At 32.3% G+C, this 18,967-nt stretch carries 20 protein-coding genes, 1 pseudogene and 3 riboswitches; of the genes and pseudogenes, 3 read left to right on the top strand and 18 right to left on the bottom strand.

Features of this window, described 5'->3' with window-relative positions; genetic code table 11:
* Positions 1–83: 83 nt before the first annotated feature.
* From cobI to U472_RS08875, 13 genes and pseudogenes are all read right to left on the bottom strand, one after another.
* Positions 84–797, bottom strand: a complete 714-nt coding sequence (gene cobI, locus U472_RS08935; protein ID WP_068717637.1) for a precorrin-2 C(20)-methyltransferase — start codon at positions 795–797, stop codon at positions 84–86.
* A gap of 4 nt (positions 798–801) precedes the next feature.
* Positions 802–1,389: a precorrin-6Y C5,15-methyltransferase (decarboxylating) subunit CbiT gene (gene cbiT / locus U472_RS08930; protein ID WP_068717634.1), complete on the bottom strand. Its 588-nt coding sequence runs from the start codon at positions 1,387–1,389 to the stop codon at positions 802–804.
* Positions 1,382–2,008, bottom strand: a complete 627-nt coding sequence (gene cbiE, locus U472_RS08925) for a precorrin-6y C5,15-methyltransferase (decarboxylating) subunit CbiE (protein ID WP_068717633.1) — start codon at positions 2,006–2,008, stop codon at positions 1,382–1,384. Before cbiE ends, cbiT begins: the two co-directional genes overlap by 8 nt.
* 4 nt (positions 2,009–2,012) lie before the next feature.
* On the bottom strand, positions 2,013–3,101 hold the full coding sequence (gene cbiD / locus U472_RS08920) for a cobalt-precorrin-5B (C(1))-methyltransferase CbiD (RefSeq protein ID WP_068717631.1): 1,089 nt from the start codon (positions 3,099–3,101) through the stop codon (positions 2,013–2,015).
* A 259-nt stretch (positions 3,102–3,360) separates the two neighbouring features.
* Complete coding sequence (locus tag U472_RS08915; RefSeq protein ID WP_068717629.1) at positions 3,361–3,978, bottom strand: precorrin-8X methylmutase; 618 nt, start codon at positions 3,976–3,978, stop codon at positions 3,361–3,363.
* A 4-nt stretch (positions 3,979–3,982) separates the two neighbouring features.
* A complete protein-coding gene (locus U472_RS08910; RefSeq protein ID WP_068717627.1) occupies positions 3,983–4,348 on the bottom strand; it encodes a sirohydrochlorin chelatase in 366 nt (121 codons plus the stop codon).
* A gap of 178 nt (positions 4,349–4,526) precedes the next feature.
* On the bottom strand, positions 4,527–4,934 hold the full coding sequence (locus U472_RS08905; protein WP_068717625.1) for an ATP-binding cassette domain-containing protein: 408 nt from the start codon (positions 4,932–4,934) through the stop codon (positions 4,527–4,529).
* A gap of 19 nt (positions 4,935–4,953) precedes the next feature.
* Positions 4,954–5,241: an ATP-binding cassette domain-containing protein gene (locus tag U472_RS08900; protein WP_068717623.1), complete on the bottom strand. Its 288-nt coding sequence runs from the start codon at positions 5,239–5,241 to the stop codon at positions 4,954–4,956.
* Positions 5,234–5,475: pseudogene (locus tag U472_RS16265) on the bottom strand (energy-coupling factor ABC transporter permease); the annotation flags it as partial. The pseudogene U472_RS16265 and the gene U472_RS08900, both read right to left, overlap by 8 nt.
* Positions 5,476–5,749: 274 nt before the next feature.
* A riboswitch (cobalamin riboswitch) is annotated at positions 5,750–5,964 on the bottom strand.
* Between the two features lie 164 nt (positions 5,965–6,128).
* Complete coding sequence (locus tag U472_RS08890; protein ID WP_141677967.1) at positions 6,129–6,401, bottom strand: cupin domain-containing protein; 273 nt, start codon at positions 6,399–6,401, stop codon at positions 6,129–6,131.
* 47 nt (positions 6,402–6,448) lie between these two features.
* Positions 6,449–7,102: a Crp/Fnr family transcriptional regulator gene (locus U472_RS08885; RefSeq protein ID WP_083189834.1), complete on the bottom strand. Its 654-nt coding sequence runs from the start codon at positions 7,100–7,102 to the stop codon at positions 6,449–6,451.
* Between the two features lie 12 nt (positions 7,103–7,114).
* Positions 7,115–7,978 carry a FecR family protein gene (locus tag U472_RS08880; protein ID WP_068717617.1) on the bottom strand — a complete coding sequence of 288 codons (864 nt, stop codon included), beginning with the start codon at positions 7,976–7,978 and terminating at the stop codon, positions 7,115–7,117.
* Positions 7,962–9,731, bottom strand: coding sequence for a CHASE2 domain-containing protein (locus tag U472_RS08875; RefSeq protein WP_068717615.1), 1,770 nt, complete (start codon positions 9,729–9,731; stop codon positions 7,962–7,964). The genes U472_RS08880 and U472_RS08875 overlap by 17 nt, the downstream gene beginning before the upstream one ends.
* Positions 9,732–10,479: 748 nt before the next feature.
* On the opposite strand from U472_RS08875, the gene U472_RS08865 reads away from it, so the two are divergent.
* On the top strand, positions 10,480–10,923 hold the full coding sequence (locus U472_RS08865) for an FxsA family protein (protein ID WP_068717611.1): 444 nt from the start codon (positions 10,480–10,482) through the stop codon (positions 10,921–10,923).
* A gap of 65 nt (positions 10,924–10,988) precedes the next feature.
* Here the strand turns inward: U472_RS08865 and U472_RS08860 are convergent, their stop codons facing one another.
* Positions 10,989–11,450: a DUF3189 family protein gene (locus U472_RS08860; RefSeq protein WP_068717609.1), complete on the bottom strand. Its 462-nt coding sequence runs from the start codon at positions 11,448–11,450 to the stop codon at positions 10,989–10,991.
* A gap of 81 nt (positions 11,451–11,531) precedes the next feature.
* The gene (locus U472_RS08855; RefSeq protein ID WP_068717607.1) at positions 11,532–12,251 is read right to left on the bottom strand and encodes an N-acetylmuramoyl-L-alanine amidase family protein; all 720 of its coding nucleotides are present in this window, start codon (positions 12,249–12,251) and stop codon (positions 11,532–11,534) included.
* 163 nt (positions 12,252–12,414) lie between these two features.
* Between U472_RS08855 and U472_RS08850 the strand changes: the two genes are divergently transcribed.
* Positions 12,415–12,696 carry a hypothetical protein gene (locus tag U472_RS08850; protein WP_068717605.1) on the top strand — a complete coding sequence of 94 codons (282 nt, stop codon included), beginning with the start codon at positions 12,415–12,417 and terminating at the stop codon, positions 12,694–12,696.
* Between the two features lie 338 nt (positions 12,697–13,034).
* Here the strand turns inward: U472_RS08850 and U472_RS08845 are convergent, their stop codons facing one another.
* From U472_RS08845 to U472_RS08835, 3 genes are all read right to left on the bottom strand, one after another.
* Positions 13,035–14,150: an aminopeptidase gene (locus tag U472_RS08845; RefSeq protein WP_068717603.1), complete on the bottom strand. Its 1,116-nt coding sequence runs from the start codon at positions 14,148–14,150 to the stop codon at positions 13,035–13,037.
* Positions 14,151–14,624: 474 nt separating this feature from the next.
* Complete coding sequence (locus tag U472_RS17220; protein WP_068717601.1) at positions 14,625–15,071, bottom strand: MFS transporter; 447 nt, start codon at positions 15,069–15,071, stop codon at positions 14,625–14,627.
* A 118-nt stretch (positions 15,072–15,189) separates the two neighbouring features.
* Complete coding sequence (locus U472_RS08835; protein WP_068717599.1) at positions 15,190–17,178, bottom strand: PAS domain-containing sensor histidine kinase; 1,989 nt, start codon at positions 17,176–17,178, stop codon at positions 15,190–15,192.
* A gap of 674 nt (positions 17,179–17,852) precedes the next feature.
* Positions 17,853–17,945, bottom strand: a riboswitch (cyclic di-GMP riboswitch).
* Between the two features lie 420 nt (positions 17,946–18,365).
* Here U472_RS08835 and U472_RS08830 point away from each other — a divergent pair.
* Positions 18,366–18,545, top strand: coding sequence for a hypothetical protein (locus U472_RS08830; RefSeq protein ID WP_068717597.1), 180 nt, complete (start codon positions 18,366–18,368; stop codon positions 18,543–18,545).
* A 178-nt stretch (positions 18,546–18,723) separates the two neighbouring features.
* Positions 18,724–18,829: riboswitch (SAM riboswitch) on the top strand.
* The last annotated feature ends 138 nt before the right edge of the window (positions 18,830–18,967 follow it).

The raw sequence follows: 18,967 nt of genomic DNA, 5'->3' as shown, positions 1-18,967 counted from the left end.
CAAAGATTATATTGTTATTATTATTTGTTTAGAATACTTGCTTCGTTCAAACAGTAATTTTTTCACTTTTAAAACCTTAAGTGTCAACTATCAAATTTAAAATGTCTTTTAACGATTATCATTGATAAATAATCTATCTTCTCACCAATCAATGACCTTAAATTTCTACTAATAAACTCTTTCTCTTGACCACAGCGACTGATAAAGACCCCATTCTCTACTAAATCTAACTTCTCCAATAAGTTGACTATCTCCTCATAATTTTTAGAGACCTTCATTAAAACTACATTCTCATAGCTAGTCAATATTTCTTCTAAGTCATCACAGTCATAAGCAGCAGGGATAATCAGGACCTTCTCTCTTCCTTCAGCCAAAGGGAGATTCAATCTAGCAGAGCAAGCATTTATTGAGGTAATACCAGGTACTGTTTCAACTTCAAACTCTTTTCCTCTAACCCTCTCTAAAATATAGATATAGGTACTATATAACAAAGGATCACCTAAAGTAATAAAGGCTACATCCTGATCTAATTTTAATAACTCTATAATCTCTTCCGCTGCCTTATCCCAAGCCTGATTTAATTTCAACTTATCCTTTGTCATTGGAAAGAAGAAGTACTTCACTCGCCCTTGGCAATCTACTACCTCTTCTACTATGTCTAGTGCTACACTCCTCTTATCTTTACTCGATTGAGGAGTACAGATTAAATCAACCTCTTCTAAGATTCTTTTTGCCTTTAAAGTCAATAATTCTGGGTCTCCTGGTCCAATCCCTAATCCATATAATCTTCCAGCCATCAAATCATCCTTTCTCACCACTAATAATATATACTGGATTCAAGCCCTGTAGCATCTGATAATCCCCTACTTTTCGTGTTCTAGTTACTGCAATATTACAGATTTCAAATTCATAGTTTAGCTTTTTTAACTTATTGATAGAAGCATTCAAAGTATTTAAGGTAATTGCATTGATTACTACCCTTCCTTTAGTCTTAAGCTTCTTATCTATCTCGTCTAAAATGTCTATTAATTTTCCTCCACTTCCGCCAATAAAGACCCGATCCACCTCAGGTAAATCTAACAAAGCTTCAGGAGCAGAACCCTTTATTATTTCTACATTGCTTACTTTGAATTTATCAGTATTACTCTTAATTAGTTGAATTCCTTCTGCTTGACGTTCAATTGAATAAACTCTTCCTTTTGAGCTTAATAAAGCAGTCTCTATTGTCAAGGAACCTGTACCAGCACCAATATCATAGACAATACTATCCTCTTTTAAGCGGAGCTTAGCTAAGCTAACAGCCCTAACTTCTTCCTTAGTCATGGGAATCTCTCCACGAATAAATTCACTATCAGGAATACCAGCAGTTCTAAAGTTCCAATTATTCATTACAAATCACCATCACCGTTAATTTAGCAAATTTCTGCTTACTTAAATCCTCTAAAGAAGCCTCAACTATCCTTTCAGAGTCATAGGATAGATTCTCAGCTACAACCCCTATTTTATTAGTTATCCCATTCTCTACTAAAAACTTGGCAATCTCATTAGGAGGAAATTTACTATCTGTAAAAAAGGCTACTTTATCCTTAGTCGAAACCATCTCTAATAAAGCTTTCTTATCCTTTTTCCCATGGAAGCTAGTAATATAAGCATCCTGCCAAATCAACTTTGCCTTAGCAAAGGCTAGTTGTATCGCACTGATTCCTGGGATAACCTCTAACTCATCCTTAGAGAAGAATCTTTTGAGATAATTTAACATACTATATAAACCTGGATCACCTGACACCAACACCGCTATCTTCTTAGTTAGGTAATTTTCTTTAACATAATCTTTAATTTTTGCTAAGTCTGCAGTAATCAATATCTTTTCCTGAGTATAATCTTTAAATAGCTCCAAAGCCCTACTTCCACCGATGATAGTATCAGCTTCACTGACAATCCTTTCTGTAATCGGCAATAGGTAATCTCTACTCCCAGGACCTATCCCCAATATATGTATCTTGTTCATTCAATCACCAACCTCCATATCTCCCCAATACTTCTCTCTTCATCGAGAACAAGAGAGATCTAACCTCTAACTCACCATTAACATGCTCCTTAGCTCTAATACTTACCCGTCTAGCTAATATATTAAAGATTTCCTCATAACCAGCTTCCTTAATTATATTTATTGTTTCTTCAGCAGTATTAGCATTTAAAATCCCGTTAATTAACTTTTGGCTTCCACCTAAAGAAGCAGTATAAGCAGCAATAGTCTCTAATCTAGCATCAGCAAGGTGGCTATGGGTATTGAAGATTCCAGCTCCTACCTTGACCAGTTTACCAATATGACCTAACAGTACTACTTTTTTAACTCCTTTAGCTACACACTCCTTTAGCATAAAACCTACAAAGTTACTCATTCTAATAATCTGTTCTTCTCTAAAGCCCAATTCTAAAGCCATTCTCTTCCCATAGTTTCCAAAGACTAGAATCAGTTCTTCTTCTCCTAAAGCTACCGCTTGACTGATATTTAAGGCTAAAGAGTCCTGATAAGCCTTCTCTGACATCGGCTCTACAATACCTGTCGTTCCTAAAATCGAGATTCCACCTACTATTCCCAACTTAGGATTGAAGGTCTTCTTGGCTACTTCTTCACCTTCTGGAACTTCAATAGTAACCCTTACCCCTTTATCAGCAGGTAAAACTTTGTTAATCTCAGTTTTTAACATCTTTCTAGGTACAGGATTGATAGCAGGCTCCCCTACATTTACTGGTAAGCCAGGCTTAGTAACTTGACCAACACCTTCTCCTCCAATTAATTCAATCCCCGCTTCAATCTCTTCCACCTTAGCAATTATCTCAATCCCATCAGTAGCATCGGGGTCATCACCGCCATCTTTAAGGACTGAAACAGCTACATATCTATCTTTTATCTCCAAGATATTCACCTCTAAATCTAATTCAATCCCTGCTGGTGTACCTATCTTAATCCTATCAATCTTCTTACCAGTAAAAAGAACGTAAGTAGCTGCTTTGGCTGCTGCTGTAGCTGTACTTCCTGTTGTATATCCCCTTCTTAATTTTTTTCCATTTTTGACTACGTAGGAATCAAATACCATAGTAACACCTTCCCAAAACCATAACCTTATGTTAAATCATATATTTAAATTTATGATTAAATTTGGATAACAGATAGATATTGCAACACTTTTTGAGTTGATAGTGTATAGTTAGAAAACCTCACCCCCTAACCCCTCTCCTTAACTAATGAGAGGGGGAACAACTATTTTTTCTTTTGTTCCCTCTCCTCAGAGGAGGAGAGGGTTAGGGTGAGGTGTGAGGTCTAAAAGTGTTGCAATCCCAATATACCTCCCAAACCTAACACATATACAACAACGCATTAACAATAGAAGCCGCGACTGGACTTCCACCTTTTCTTCCTCTAACGGTAATATAAGGAATATCCAACTTCTCTAACTCTTCTTTAGATTCTTTAGCTCCTACAAAACCAACGGGAGTTCCAATAATTAACTCTGGTGCTGCCTTTCCTTCCTTGACCAATCTAATCAATTCAAATAAGGCTGTAGGAGCATTGCCAATGGCGAAAATCTTATTATCTTTGTCTTGAGCTGCCCTTCTCATAGACATCATTGACCTTGTTATTCCTAGCTTCTTAGCTTCTGTAGCAATCTCTTCGTTGCTAATAAAACAATTTACTTTGATATTTAGTTCTCTTCTCTTACCTTTAGTTATTCCAGCCTTTAACATATTTACATCTGTTACAATATTAATCCCAGCCTTTAAAGCTGATAAGCCAGCTTCGACAGCTCCTTTAGAGATAACCACTAATTTAGCAAACTCTAAATCGGCTGTAGCATGAATCACCCGTTTAATTACCTTGTCCTCTTGAGGACTTTGACCTAGATTTCCTACCTCTTCAGTTATAATCTCCATACTTCTTGCTTCGATTCCTTTAGGGTTTTTATTAAATTCCATAAACTTACCCTACTTCCTTTACTCGTTCTACCATTAGTTCTGCTATCTTCTTATCAGCACCGATATTCCTACCAAAGATAAATTCAACCTCTGGGTACTTCTCTTGCTCTAGCTTAAGTAATTTAGGAATATCCTCTTGAATATGTATACCAGGAAATAAGAATAAAGGAACTACTATTACCTTCTTAACCCCTGCCTTAACAATCTTCTCTATACTCTGAGCTAAACTTGGCTTAGCTAACTCCATTGATGCTTTTTCTACAATCTCATAATCTATCTCTTCTTTAACCATCTCTACTATACTATCAAATACTTGATTTGCCTCTACTGTTCTACTCCCATGACCTAAGATAATCACACCTGTCTTCATTTTTAATCTCCTCCTATATAGAAAAATTTATAAATGAATCTTTTGCTATTTATCTGTGTTAATCCGTGGCTAACTATCTTTTAAATTATTGTTTTCAATTCATTTTTATTTCACTTGATGTTCACAATTTATATCTATTAATTTTAAAAGCTCTTTTTTAGTTCTGGAAATACCCCCTTCATCTTTTACTAAACCTTTCTCCTTTAAAGTCCTGATAGAGCTCAACTAACAAAGGTTGAACCAAACTAGCTTCTGACATAAGTAATTTGTCTTCGAAGGCCTCCTCTGCTATTCCTTCTCCAATTAACCTTCCACCCTTCATAATATAAATATAATCATCCCAAGAATAAGCCAAATCAATATTATGTGTTGAAATAACAACTGTTATCCCCTCCTGCTGTAGCTGATTAAAAAAATCAATCAATACTTCTGCTTGTTGAGAATCCAACCAGATCGTCGGTTCATCAAAGATAATCACACTAGGCTTCATTGCCAAAATACTAGCAATGGAAACCCTCTTCTTCTGACCATAGCTCAATAAATAGGTAGGTCTATCCTTTAAATCACTAATTCCAAGAGTATTCATGGCCTCATCTACCCTTTTTTTACCTCACTTTCGGATAAACCAAGTTAAAGGGTCCAAAGGAGATCTCTTCTAAGACACTTGCCGAAAATAATTGCTTATCAGGATCTTGAAAGACAATACCCACACTCTTTCTTAGCTTCTTTAACTCTCTTCTCTTATAGCTAATTCTCTTTCCAGCAAAGCTAAGTTCTCCAACTTGGGGCTGCAAAATCCCGTTAAAGTGAAAAAAGAGAGTAGACTTTCCTGCTTTATTGGGCCCTAATAGCGCTAGCTTCTTACCTTTAGGAATTGAAGAAGTAAGGGCCAAATAAGATAGCTCCTAATCCAATTCCCGTTGGATGGGAACAGCTCCTGTTAACGAAGGCAACTTAAGTGATGACAAGACAAAGACAAAAGCACCTGTCACTGCTAATAATATCTTAACGCCTGCTCCTTGCTCCTTAACTAACTCTTTAATCTTCCTAATTCCTAAAGCTAAAAAAGGTAGCGCAACCGCCCACCAAATTCCTGTCCATTTGATAGGTAGAAAACCTTCAGCAATATGATAATAATATTGCTATTGTAAAATACACTATTAAAGTTATTTTTTCTTTTAGTCTAAATATCGATATCATCCTTAATTAATCTCTTTTGAGATAAATAATTTATTCAATAAGCCTTTTCATTCAGTCTAAATAAAAAACCCCTCAACCTTCATTAAAAAGATTGAGGGGTTAATAAATACAAGTTGAAATATATCCTACATATAAATATCAGTCTAGATATACTTATCCCTATAAAATAGTCCCCTTACTTCTCTTTACTCCCGAAGATTAAGTAAGCTTAAAAATTAGGCAGGTCTCCTGACTTCTAGCAATTAAACTCTACCTTCCCAGATTATTAATCCAGTGGTACAAGAATCTAAGTAAAATAGTCTTTATCGACTATTAAGTAAGTTACTAGTTACAGTGGCGGGTCCGTTCAGGATTTACACCTGATTCCCTATTCTCCTTTAGATATCTCTAAAGGCACCTAACTTTTATATTTAATTTTATCTATTATCAGAAACTTTTAGTACAGTATGTATAACTTTCTATTTTATCCTTCAATTATACTCATTAGAGTAGCTATTGTCAAATTCAATTCTAATAACAATCATTTTATTTCTATAAAAATAATCGAACAGTTGCTAAAAAGTCTTTCTCATTCCTTTAGCTATTTAAATGTATAATGTTTTCTGACAGTCTTTTTAATCTCCCAAACACAATCTAGCCCTGCTGAGAAAGTAACTAAGTCCCCTGCTTTAAACTCCACCACTTGATCTTCAATCTTAACAACAACCTCCCCCTCTAACAGATAACAGATTTCTTCAGCATCATAATACCAATCAAAAACTGACTCCTCCTTCTCCCAAATCGGCCATGACTCTACTTCTAGTTTTAATAATCTATCTTTTGATGGCTTTTCTACTTTAATCTTCAAAATCATCTCCTCCTTATAACATTAATTATTTTTTATGGTTCTATAATTATTAGTTATTCATCTATTAAAATCAAATATCTCTTCTTAACAATAATTAGCCCTCCTTCTATCAATTCATTTAATAATTTAGTAATCGTCTCCCTAGTTGTTCCTACTAAATTTGCCAACTCTTGATGGGTAATCTTCTTAGTTATAACTATACCATCCTTACTTTCCTCTCCATACCTATCAGCCAAATCTAATAAGACCAGATGAAGGCGTTCTTTAACACTCTTAAAGGTAAGTGCCTTAATCTGATTATTGGCTTCCCTTAATCTATTTGATAAGGTTACTATAATTTTTAAAGAAATCTGAGGGAACTTAAGTAATAAGTTATTGAACTTTTCTCTATCTATCACTAATAACTGCGAAGTTTTAATTGCTTGAATTGATGCCGACCGAACACTCTTATCAAGTAAGGCCATCTCACCAAAAAAGTCCCACTGCCCCAATAAAGCCAAGGTCTTCTCTCTACCACTCTCAACAGTTCTAAAGACTTTAATCAATCCATCTAAGATCAGATAGATGGCATCACCAACTTCACCCTCTAAAAATATAATCTCATTCTTATCATAAAATTTTTGATAGGTTATCTTACTTAATTCTTCTAACTCTTTATCATCCATATCTTGGAAGAGGATAAAATTCCTTAAAAATAATTTTGACACCTATTATCACCCTTATTTATTCTTTTTACCTTTATTTTTGCTCTTGTTCCTACTTCTACCTCTGTTCCTATCTTTTTCTTTACCTTTATCTTTATTACTCTTGTCTTTTTCTTTATTATTACTTTGATTTTTAGAATTCTTTTCATAATTTCTGTTGTCTTTTACTCTATCTTTAGCCTTTTCTTTAATCTCTTTCTGATGTTTAGCTTTAATCTCTTTACTCCACTTATCTATATCTTTCAACCATTCCTTTTCTTCATTCCACTTACTCTGTTCTTTTAAATTAAGTTTGTCTACCTTTGCTTTCACTTTCTTATTCTTTACCTGGGCTAACTCTCCTGCACCTACCATCACCTTTCCAGCAGAATTTGCTACCTCTACTCGACCTTCCCTAACAGCTACCTTTATCTGTTTATCTTCTCCAACCTTAACACTAAATAATGTACCCCGCACTCCAGCTACTGCTGAAGGTGTCTCCACTTCAAACTCCTTCTTCTTAATACCTTCATTAATAAACTTAACTATTATCTCTCCTACGCTAAGCTTTACCTTCTTATAGGTAACTTCTCCACTCTTATTCTTGATAATCTTCAATTTAGAGCTGCTTTTAAGCAAAACCCTTGCATTTTCACTAAAAATAAGCTCTGCTTTACTATCTCCTGTTGTTTTAATCAAATCCCCAACCTGTATATTGGTCACACCTTCAACCTTCTTCCAGTCAGAAGAAAAGATTAAAAAGGTATTCTTATAATAGACTTCCCCCTTGATTCTTCTTAATCTCAAATTACCACCAGCAGAACTCTCTAATGAAAATAGAGTAGTTACTAAGGTAGTAAAGATTAAAATATAGCTAATAAATTTATAAGTCTTCTTCATTACAGCTCTCCTCTCTAATTACCTTATAAATATTCTCTTCCTTTAACTTTCCTCGTAAAGTAACTGGTGACTTTACTTCTATCCTAAAACTATCTTTAATTTGTTGATAAGTCCCTTCTCCAATTAAAATCTCCCCTCCTCCAGCCAAACCTTCAATTCTAGCAGCAGTATTGACTACATCACCAATAGCAGTATAATCACTTCGCTTTGTAGAGCCGATATTCCCTACAACAGCTCTTCCAGTATTGATACCAATTGAAATTGACAGGGGTAATTCTTCATCATTATCGACCTTATTTTGCAAACTTAAAGCCAACTCAATAGCACGTAATCCATGGTCTACCTGATCAATTGGAGCACCAAAAAAGACCATAACACCATCACCAAGAAATTTATCTAAAGTACCACCAAACCTAAGAACCTCATCAATAATAACTGATAGATATTTATTCAATATTCCTACTACCTCAACAGAACTCTTTCTCTCACTAAAGCTGGTAAAATCGTTTAGGTCGATAAATAGAACTGTAATCTCCCTTCTCTCCCCCTTCAAATAATCCTTCTCTGGAAGATTGATTACCTTCTCAATCACCTCATTAGACAGATAGCGTGAGAATGTACGCTGTAAATGCTCTTTCCTATCTTTAACCTCCCAATAAGCCATGAGGTTACTAATAACTAAATTTAAGATACTTATTAAGATAAAGGGGATTATTGGGACAAAGATATTGAAGTTAAGCAAAGATAAAATACCTGTAAATACTATTAAAACAAAGGATAATATTAAAATAATTATACCTTGTATAGGTGATAATCTACTATAAATTATAGCAGTAAGTAAACTAAATAGTATCAGATAAAATATTACCTGTAAGTCATTTATGTTATAGATAAAGGAGTCCTTTAGATAATTATCTATGATTTCAGCATGAATCAATACTCCTGCCAGATAACCCTTGACAAAAGAAAAAGGAGTTATTAAATAATCACGCAATGTCCTTTCAGTAGCCCCTACCAATACCAATTTACCTTGAAAGAAGCCTTGAGGATAATCACCTTGTAAGACTTTAGTAAAAGAGATGTTTTTAAAGTAATTCTCATTATGGTGAAAATTTATCAATAGCTCTTCAGCTAAAAAATCTTTATCCTCTTGACTATATTCTTCAGCCAGCTTAATGGCAAAGGGAGTTAAATCATGATCTATAAACTTTATCCTCCTAACCTTTCCATCAGAGTCTTGAATCAGATTTAAATACCCTAATTCCCTTGCATTATACTTAAAATCTTCAATAGGATATTTAATCTCACCACTCCAAAGCTTCCTACTTCTGATTAATCCCCAAAAGCTTAATTCTCTGATTTCTTTATCCTCTAAAACATAAGGTAAAACCACCTTATTAGATTCTAATAATTGCTTTGATAACTCCCTGTCCTCATCACTTCCTTTGGGAAAATCAAATAAAATATCAAATCCTATTATCTTTGCCCCAGCTTGGTTAAGCTCTCTTATCAACTTAGCATGATAGGTCCGAGACCAAGGCCATTTCCCTATCCCTTCCAAAGATTCTTCATCTATCTCAACAATCACTATATTATCTTGAGACCCAGATTCAATTAAACTCCTAATATATAACCTATAATCATAACTGAGCAATTCTAAATTATCTAGCATTGGAGATAAGAAGATAATCACAACTATAATACCAGTGATAGACCCTGATAGTAGCCATTCTCTATTCTTAAATTTTAACATAATTACCTCCAATATTATAAGTCTATTTTAAAGTATTGTGCTAATATAAATGCTAAATAAAAACTGATACAATTTAGAGATAATACGACACTTTCAAAATTGAGAATGGAAATAAGTATATTCTTTAAATTAGGAGTACTATATTTCTCAAACTCAATAGATATTGATTGCGTATTAAGTTAAATTTTTTCTAGACTGGGCTGCTTTAACTGCTTTTGTACGAAAGGGAATATCATTTTATTCTCTGTAAAGCCACGAAGAGTTTTTGTTCTGGGCTGCCCTTGCCACGAAGGGGTTGCTTTATAACCCCGAAGGTAAAACTCATAGGTTTGTTTACTTTTGTGGTAATGAACTTTAAAGGAAGTGATATTTCTTTCTGAATGATACCCTTGGGTACAAAAATAAACTGCCCTTAGGGGGCCCTCTAAAATTAAGATCCCACGGAGGGTTGTTTTTTTACCCGAAGATGATTTTTCCAAGCAAGTACTCTTAGGGTAGAACCCAAGATTTTACTCACTTTTAAAAAGTAAAAGTGTCGCAATATACCTACAATCTTCTATTTTAATAAAAGTTTATATAAACCTAACTTTTAAATTTCCTTTCTTGAATCTATTATTCTTCAAACTGCTATATTCTCCTCTATTGCTCTCAATTTATTATCGTTAACAAATTGGATTATATTACCACAAACCCTTCCAGTATCTAAAGAATATACTGTTAATAGGGATTAGATATAGGAGGGATACTTATGTTTAAATTAATCTTAATCTTTACCGTAATTCCTTTGATAGAATTGACGCTATTAATCAGACTGAGTTATCATGTTGGAACTTTATATACAATCTCTTTAATAGCTACCACTGGAATTATCGGGGCTATATTAGCCAAAAAGCAAGGAACCTCAGTTGTCAAGAAGATAAACCAATCTCTATCCCAAGGAGAGATGCCTGCTGATAGTTTAATCGATGGATTATTAATCTTAATTGGTAGTGCTATGTTAGTTACACCTGGATTATTAACAGATTTTGCTGGATTTTCTTGTATCATTCCCTTCACTAGAAAGAGAGTAAAATTTCTAATGAAAGGAAAACTCAGAAAACTAATTACAACTGGTAGAGTACAATTCTTCTCTTTTAATCAGCAAGAAGAGAAAACTGTTGATATTGTTGATAATGAAAAGACTAGCAATTAATAAGTAAGAGGTAGTAAATGCAGTTAACTGCATTTACTACCTCTTACTTATTTGTAATTTAATTGTTAATTGTTAACTTTTAATTCTCTCTTAACCTCAGAGACCAATTCGACTATCTTAGGATAAGCCTTTAAAACACCTTGAGTAACGATTGGTCTACCAATAGTCATTAATCCTAAAGCACGAGAGGTATAGCCACCGACCTTCATTGTAAAGTTGATAGTCGATTTAGTTTTAACCAACATCAACTCTTCTTCATCTCCTAAAAGGTTATAAGTATCTTTTATCGCAGGAATAACGAATTTTTCAGCGTATTTACAGCCCAAAGTATATACTTGATTACCAAATTCATCTTCACCTTGATAAATTAAATGTCCTAAATCTTTAGTTTTAAGTTTGTCAAAGGTAGGCAAACTAAGTATTTCATCCTTATTTGGGGTTCTATCCATTGGTAATTTATTCAAATGCAATGCTGATGCTACTGCCACTGAATGGGTACCTCCAACATCATGATAGATAATATCCATTATTCCCCTCCTAATTTTATAGTTTACTATACTTTAGTTTATCACCAGAATTTTAATTTATTCTGTTTATTCGTCCCTCTCCTAATACTGATAATAATCTAAAACCCCTTGATAAATACCATAAACCAACTTATCCTTAAACTTATCTTCAGTTAAAAGCCAATTATCTACCTTCTTATTAATAAATCCTACCTCTATTAATATCCCTGCTACTCTACTATTTTTTAAAATATAATAGTTACCAATCCTAACTGAATTATCTGGGAGATGTATACCTTTATAACTAATCTGATTTAATCTATATTGAATCTTCTTAGCTAAGCTTTGATTTCTCTTCTTACTATTTTGATAGAAGACAATTGGACCTCTAATCCTAAACTTACCTGCAAAGGAATTAACATGTATACTAATAAATAAATCAGCTCTATTATTATTTATAATATCGACTCTAGCCTTTAAATCTCTCATATGCCTACTCTTATAAGCCTTATTCTTATGATCTAAAGCAGTATCATGATAACGGGTCATAATTACCTTAGCACCTTTACTACTAAGTAAGCTTCTCAACCTTCTTGCTATATCTAGATTAATCTCCTTCTCTACCAAATCATTATAAGAAGCTCCAATATCAACACCACCATGACCTGGATCTATAACAATTACCTTACCTGATACCTTATCTACTTTATTACTTACAGGGATAGCCCGATTCATATAGCCTGTCACACTTCCTAACAATGAAGCAAAAAATACAATAATAAAAATAAACTTTAGAAATTTCTGATTACACAAAAGAACCACCTAATCCCCCCAAAAGATATCAGTTTATGATTTATATTTACAGTTATAGCACTCTCTTAAACCCCTTTATTTATAATTACTCATAACCTAATCAAATTATTGCAGTATAGATTTTCCTTACTTTTAGCAGAATATATGTAAAGAAAAATTAGGGGTGATAAAGATGATATTTGGTGATAAATTAAAAGAGATGTCCATTGAAATGGTCAGCCAACACTTAGAGGAGATGAAAGATGCCGATACTAAAGAGTATGATAAGACCTTAGAGATGATATTATTGATGACTGAGGTAGCCATCCACTTTTTAAAAGAGAGCAAAGAATTTAGAGAGAAATTTGCAGAGATTCATGCAGAATTCATTAAATCAGCAGAGAGTGAAAGTATAATCGAGAAAAGTATTATAGCTTATAAGAATTTTAAAGAGAAACAAGAGACTACATTATAAATATCTCTAATCTGAGATTTTATAGTAGTATGGGAACTAACACAATATATAGATATTAGGACACTTTCTTTTTTAGTTTACAGTGGACAGTTTATAGTAAAAAGTTAAGTTCAAAACCTCACACCTCACCCTAACCCTCTCCTCCTCTGAGGAGAGGGAACCAGTTATTTATTTTTGATTTGCTCCCCTTCTCCTAAGAATAGGAGAAGGGGCTGGGGGATGAGGTCTGAAAGTGTCGCAATATATCCATAAAAAGACATTATAATAAACTCAATTGATAACCCTAACAATCTACTATAAATAATAAGAAGTAGCCGTTAACGGCTACTTCTTATTATTTACTTTAAATTATCAGGATTTAAACACTTCAATTCTGGAATAACAAATAATCCATCCTTTCTGATTAATCTATCATCAAAGTAGATTTCTCCCCCTCCATACTCAGCTCTTTGAATACAGACCAAATCCCAATGGATAGAAGAACTATTACCATTACTAGCTTCATCATAGCATTTACCTGGAGTAAAGTGAAAACTTCCTCTAATCTTCTCATCAAATAAAGTATCCTTCATCGGAGTCTCTATATAAGGATTGACACCAATAGCGAATTCACCAATATAACGAGCACCTTCATCGGTATCTAAGACCTTATTTATCTTCTCTGTATTATTAGCAGTTGCCTTGACTATTTTACCATCCTTAAACTCTAATCTAATATTCTCATATGTAAAGCCTTGATATACTGCAGGTGCATTATAGGTCAAAACCCCATTAACTGAATCCCTGACCGGCGCTGTAAAGACCTCACCATCAGGAATATTTAACTTACCATCACATTTAATAACTGGAATATCTTTAATTGAGAAGGTCAAATCTGTTCCTTCTCCTACTATTCTCACCTTGTCAGTCTGCTCCATCAACTCTACTAGATTATCCATCGCTTCAGACATTTTAGCATAGTCCAAAGTACATACATCAAAATAAAAATCTTCAAAAGCTTCAGTACTCATACTTGCAGATTGTGCCATGGAATGGTTTGGATATCTTAAGACACACCATTTAGTATTTGGTACTCTAATCTCACCATGGACTGGCTTAATAAACTTCTCCATGTAAAGTTGCATATTCTCACTTGGTACATCAGAGTTTTGAGTGATATTCTCAGCAGAGCGAATAGCAATATAGGCATCCATCTCTTCCATTCTTAACTTATGGTATCTAGCTTGGGCTTCCAACTGTTCAACACTAGCTTTCATTAATAACTCTCTATTTAATAATTCATCATTAACCTCTATAAAAGGAAGAGCTCCTACTGCATAAGCCTCTTTTACTAGCTGACGAGCAAGGGGATTTTCTGCTCCAAATACCTCAATTAATATCTTCTCCCCTTCCTTTAATTCAACAGAATAATTGATTAAATTATTGGCCAATTCCTTTATTCTTGGATCTAGCATAATACCTCTCTCCTTTATAAATAGATTTCTTCCTTAAATTATTTCTTGCTAATTAAATTTTATCCTTGCTTATAGACAAATTAATTCTTTTACTAAACATGTCTAAATATACTTAGATTCTTCTTGTACTATACATACTCAACTATCCTTTATAAGTTTTGGATCTTTGACCTTAAAGAATAAAAGTAAGGAACCAATGGTAATCATAATAAGAGAAATTCCAAAGACAACCTTATAATTAGAAATATCAGCTAACTTTATGTCCATGTTTATCACCAAAATAAACTCAAAAAATATTGGTTAAAGTTTTACTGACAATTAATAATATTGTAAAAGTCCCTACCAATTTATTGGACTCTCCAGCCTTTAATCCTAATCTCTCAATTCCTGCCACTGTAAACAATCCATTTGCCATTCCAATAAAATTAATAAAGAAGATACTAATTAAGTAATTTCGATAGTTTACTTGATCTTTTATAATATTAAGTAGATTCTGAAAGCATTTGCTAAAACTTTCCTCTTTTTTTCACTCAATAACTGGGTTCTCTTATAAAAACCCAAAATAATAAAAAAGGATATTAATAGATCCTTTTTATTCATAAAGAAGGTCAATATTGTTAATAGTAACCATGGTATTCGTTGTAGTAACCCTAATATTAATACAGGCTTTTTCTTTCTATCAAAATTTCGAGTATATTTAGCAGATAATAATTGTGGAATATTAGCTCCAAACATTAAAATAGCAGAAATCATACTGATATAAAACTTTAAATTCGTTAAATGTCTGATGAATAATGGTAGAATTGTACCAACTGCAATAAAACCCATTCCTAAAGAAAAGAAAGCACCATCTCCAACATTAACTGCAAAATTAAATCTATAGTTCTCTTCAATTTTATCTTTAATCTCTTCTTTATCCACTTATTATAACTCCTTGTTGAATAAATTACAGTAATATATTAAGTCCTAATTTGTACTTAATTTTAAATAAAAACGACCATCTTATAAGATGACCGTTTTGGTAGGTTATTATGTAACCTTAACAAATCTCCCTTTGATATACATCAGAGAATTCAATATTAACTCTTTCTATAATACCTTCTTTAGTATAAGTACTACTATAATAGTTATCTTCTTTAGAGATGGTTTCTATAGGTAACTCTATTCTAAATTCTGTCCATTCTCCATATTGACTATCTACTGATATCTTACCATTGTGGGCCTTAACAATAGATTTAACCAAAGCTAAGCCTACTCCACTACCTTCAGCTTTATTACTTAAATAAGAATTACCCTGCTCAAACCTATTAAATAGAGTTTTAAGCTTCTTCTCTGGTATTCCTACCCCTGTATCCTTCACCGATATTATAATATGCTCTTCTTGATCAATTATCTTCACAGTTATCTTACCACCAGCATCTGTAGATTTGAATGAATTCGATAAGAGATTAAGAATCACCCTTTCAATCTTGCTAGGATCACAAGCCATTATCCTCTCTTCAGTATTAGTATCAAAAAATAAATCTATATCTTGAGCCTCTGCATAAGGTACTACTGACATAACTATATCTTCAATCAGATAGATAATATTATTGTTTCTTAAATTTAAATTAATAGCTCCAGTATCAAATTTGGTAATATCTAATAGGTTATTTAATAATCTTAATAACCTGTAACAATTTTGCTTCATTATATTAGTATAGTCAACAAACTTATTATAATAATTACATTTAGTATCCTTTTGATGTGTCTTCATAAATAACTCTACTGTTCCTAAAATTATATTTAAAGGTGTCTTAAAATCATGGGATATATTAGAAAAAAATTCAGTCTTTAACCGATCATACTCTTTTGCCTCTTCTAGCTTTATATGCTCCTCTATAATCTTCCTCTGTAATCTTTCATTCTCCTTACGCTCACTTATATCTTGAACTATAGTAGTTAAGTATTTCTCTCCTTCATATATAATCGATGACGAAGAGGCTTCAATATCCCTTACAGTACCATCTTTTAGAATAATCTTATAATCTGTAGATTCTAATGAGATATCTTCTTGCTCTAATCTTTTTAACCTCTCTGCAGACTTCCTTCGATTAGCAGGATAAATATCAAAAAAATCTTCAAGTTTTCTTCCAATAATTTCATTTAAATCAGTACAGGATATCAACTTCAAAGCCTCTTCATTAGCATATAAACATTTACCATCTCTATGTAAAAAGACTGCATTTGGTAATAATTTTATAAAGTTTTGATATAACTCTTTACTTCTTTTTAACTCCCTCTCTGCTTCTTTTTTTTGAGATATATCTATAATAGAAGAGGATATAAGCATAGGATTACCATCGTCATCTTTGATCACATTACTAAAAGACTCTATTTCAAAGGTAGAACCATCCTTTCTTTTAGCTACTCCCTCCCCAAACCAATTTCCATATTTAATTATTTTATTTATCTTTTCCTTAAAAATTTCGGGGTCTTTCCAAAAACCTTCTCCATCTTTACCTAATACCTCATCTAAACTATAACCCCACCAATTTAAGGCCTGCTGATTAGAATACACAACCTTCCCCTCCATATTTATAAAAACCTGACCAGTAAGGGAGCTTTCTATAGCTTGCTCTTTAATCTTTAAATCGGATTTTAACCTCTCAAATTTACTAATATCTCTAAAATTCCAAACCTCTCCTTGTAATTCTTCATCTATAATCAATGGATAAGAAATCATCTCCCAGACCCTATCATCCTTAAAATTGAGATAAGTTATATCTTTAGTAAAAGATTTATTTACTCTTCGAAATACAGCGATAAACTTATCTGGATTTACAAGTTCTTTTTTTATATAATTAACTAACTTTAAAGCATTATTCTCTTCCCAAAGCTCTTCAGGGAAATTAACCATCTCTACAAAACGCTCATTTTTATAGATAATCTTTTTTTTATCTACAACTACAATACCATCATGGCTTGATTCTAACATTCCCACTATTATATCTTTATCCCCAATCAATTTCTCTCTACTCTCAATCATGCTTACTAAACAACCTCCATATAAAGCAATAATTTTAAGGATTTATCATCTCCTAAAGTTGCTATTATCTAATAGAATAAAAAACAGCTTAGGAAGTGATACTATGATATAGTGTCTATACTTAAACCGACAAATATCAGTAATCAAACTAAACATCAATATAACATAAATTAGAATTTATGATTAAAAGCGCTTTCAATTCATTCTTTATACCATACCTATCAACTACTTATCTCACTGATACTTGTGGTCATATATCAATAAATAATACTCTTAACCCTAAAGCACCTAATTGTCTTTTAAATTAATGAAATTACTTACCTATTGTGCTAGTTAAACTCTTATATAAATAGTATCATTTAATGGGTATATTGCGACACTTCGTGTCAAATTGAGAATGGAAAATGGAGAATTGAGAATTTAAGATTTTAAGAACTTGATTCTTCATTCTCAATCCTCAATTCTCCATTAAAAAAACGTCTCACTTTCTATCTGTTGTATCAATTTTACTATTTAAATTTAACTAGTACAACGCGTAATATTAGTCTACTTTTAATCTCTATCCTTTGAATAATCCTATTACGGAGTAATGGGCCATACCACAAATTGTATAATCCCCCCTCTTCATAATTATAAAAAAGTCTCTTACATAATTAAGGGTAATAGACTTTTTTATTTGTAACCTGGCAATCATAGTTATCAATATCTTTAACTTTAGACCCATAGCTTTGCGTCCTTATTTTTCAATAAGTTTGCCCTTTAACTTCTTGATTATATAGATTAATCTTAGAATAATCTTCTACTATTATACCATCCAAGGGATATAATGTCAATTTTTTCTTTTTATTATATTAATTTTCATTTTTTGATTTATCCATAAACAAGTACCTATGAAATTTAATAAAATCACCTTTTTTCTAGCATTTAATTTTATATCTTTTATCATATTAATTGTAAATAATTCTATTTCATAAATTATATAAAATAGAATTAAGATATTATCTTTAATTATTAAGGCAAATATAGATACCCAAGTCTATATTACATAAACAGTTTAAAGTTTAATAATTAATTCTAGACAATTGTATCTCTATAGGGTACTATTTATTCTAGAAGATTAATAAACTGTAAATATATGGGACTATACTATAGTTTATTAATTTAAAGAAAAGAAAGGAGATATAATTGTGAATTATATTCTTATACTTATCATAGTTCTACCTGTTTTAGCTTTAGCATTTTGGATGGATAGTATAAATAAAAAATATTCTCAGAAGATTAAGGATTTAAAACGGTTAATCTATAGTGTCCATGATGAGGTAAGTGAAATCAAAAGAGAAAGAAAAAAAAGTAGTAAATATAAGTAAATGAATTTTATAAAATTCATACAATAGTCAATAGCTATACATAGCAACTATTAAAGCTATTAAATATAATTTTTATTTTGACAAAACCCAATTTTAATGGTATACTTATTCAAAAATCAGTTGATTTTATACATTTAAAGCTATTGATTATATTATTTTTCTTAAAAAAGAATATAAACTCTTATCAAGAGAGGTGGAGGGACTGGCCCAATGAAGCCCGGCAACCACCCCTAATGGGGAAAGGTGCCAATTCCTGCAGAAGTATATCTTCTGGCAGATAAGAGAAGAGATATATATACTCAAAAACCTCTTCTCTTATGAAGAGGTTTTTTTATTAGCTAAATTATCAAAATAAGGAGGTAAAAATCATTATTATAGATAATATCTCAATAAAGATACCAAAAGATGAAGTAAAGGAACGA

The sequence above is a fragment of the Orenia metallireducens genome, assembly GCF_001693735.1.
GTDB classification, from domain to species: Bacteria; Bacillota; Halanaerobiia; order Halobacteroidales; family Halobacteroidaceae; genus Orenia; species Orenia metallireducens.
Note: the sequence above shows the minus strand (reverse complement) of the source record. Positions and strands in the feature narration are given on the sequence as shown.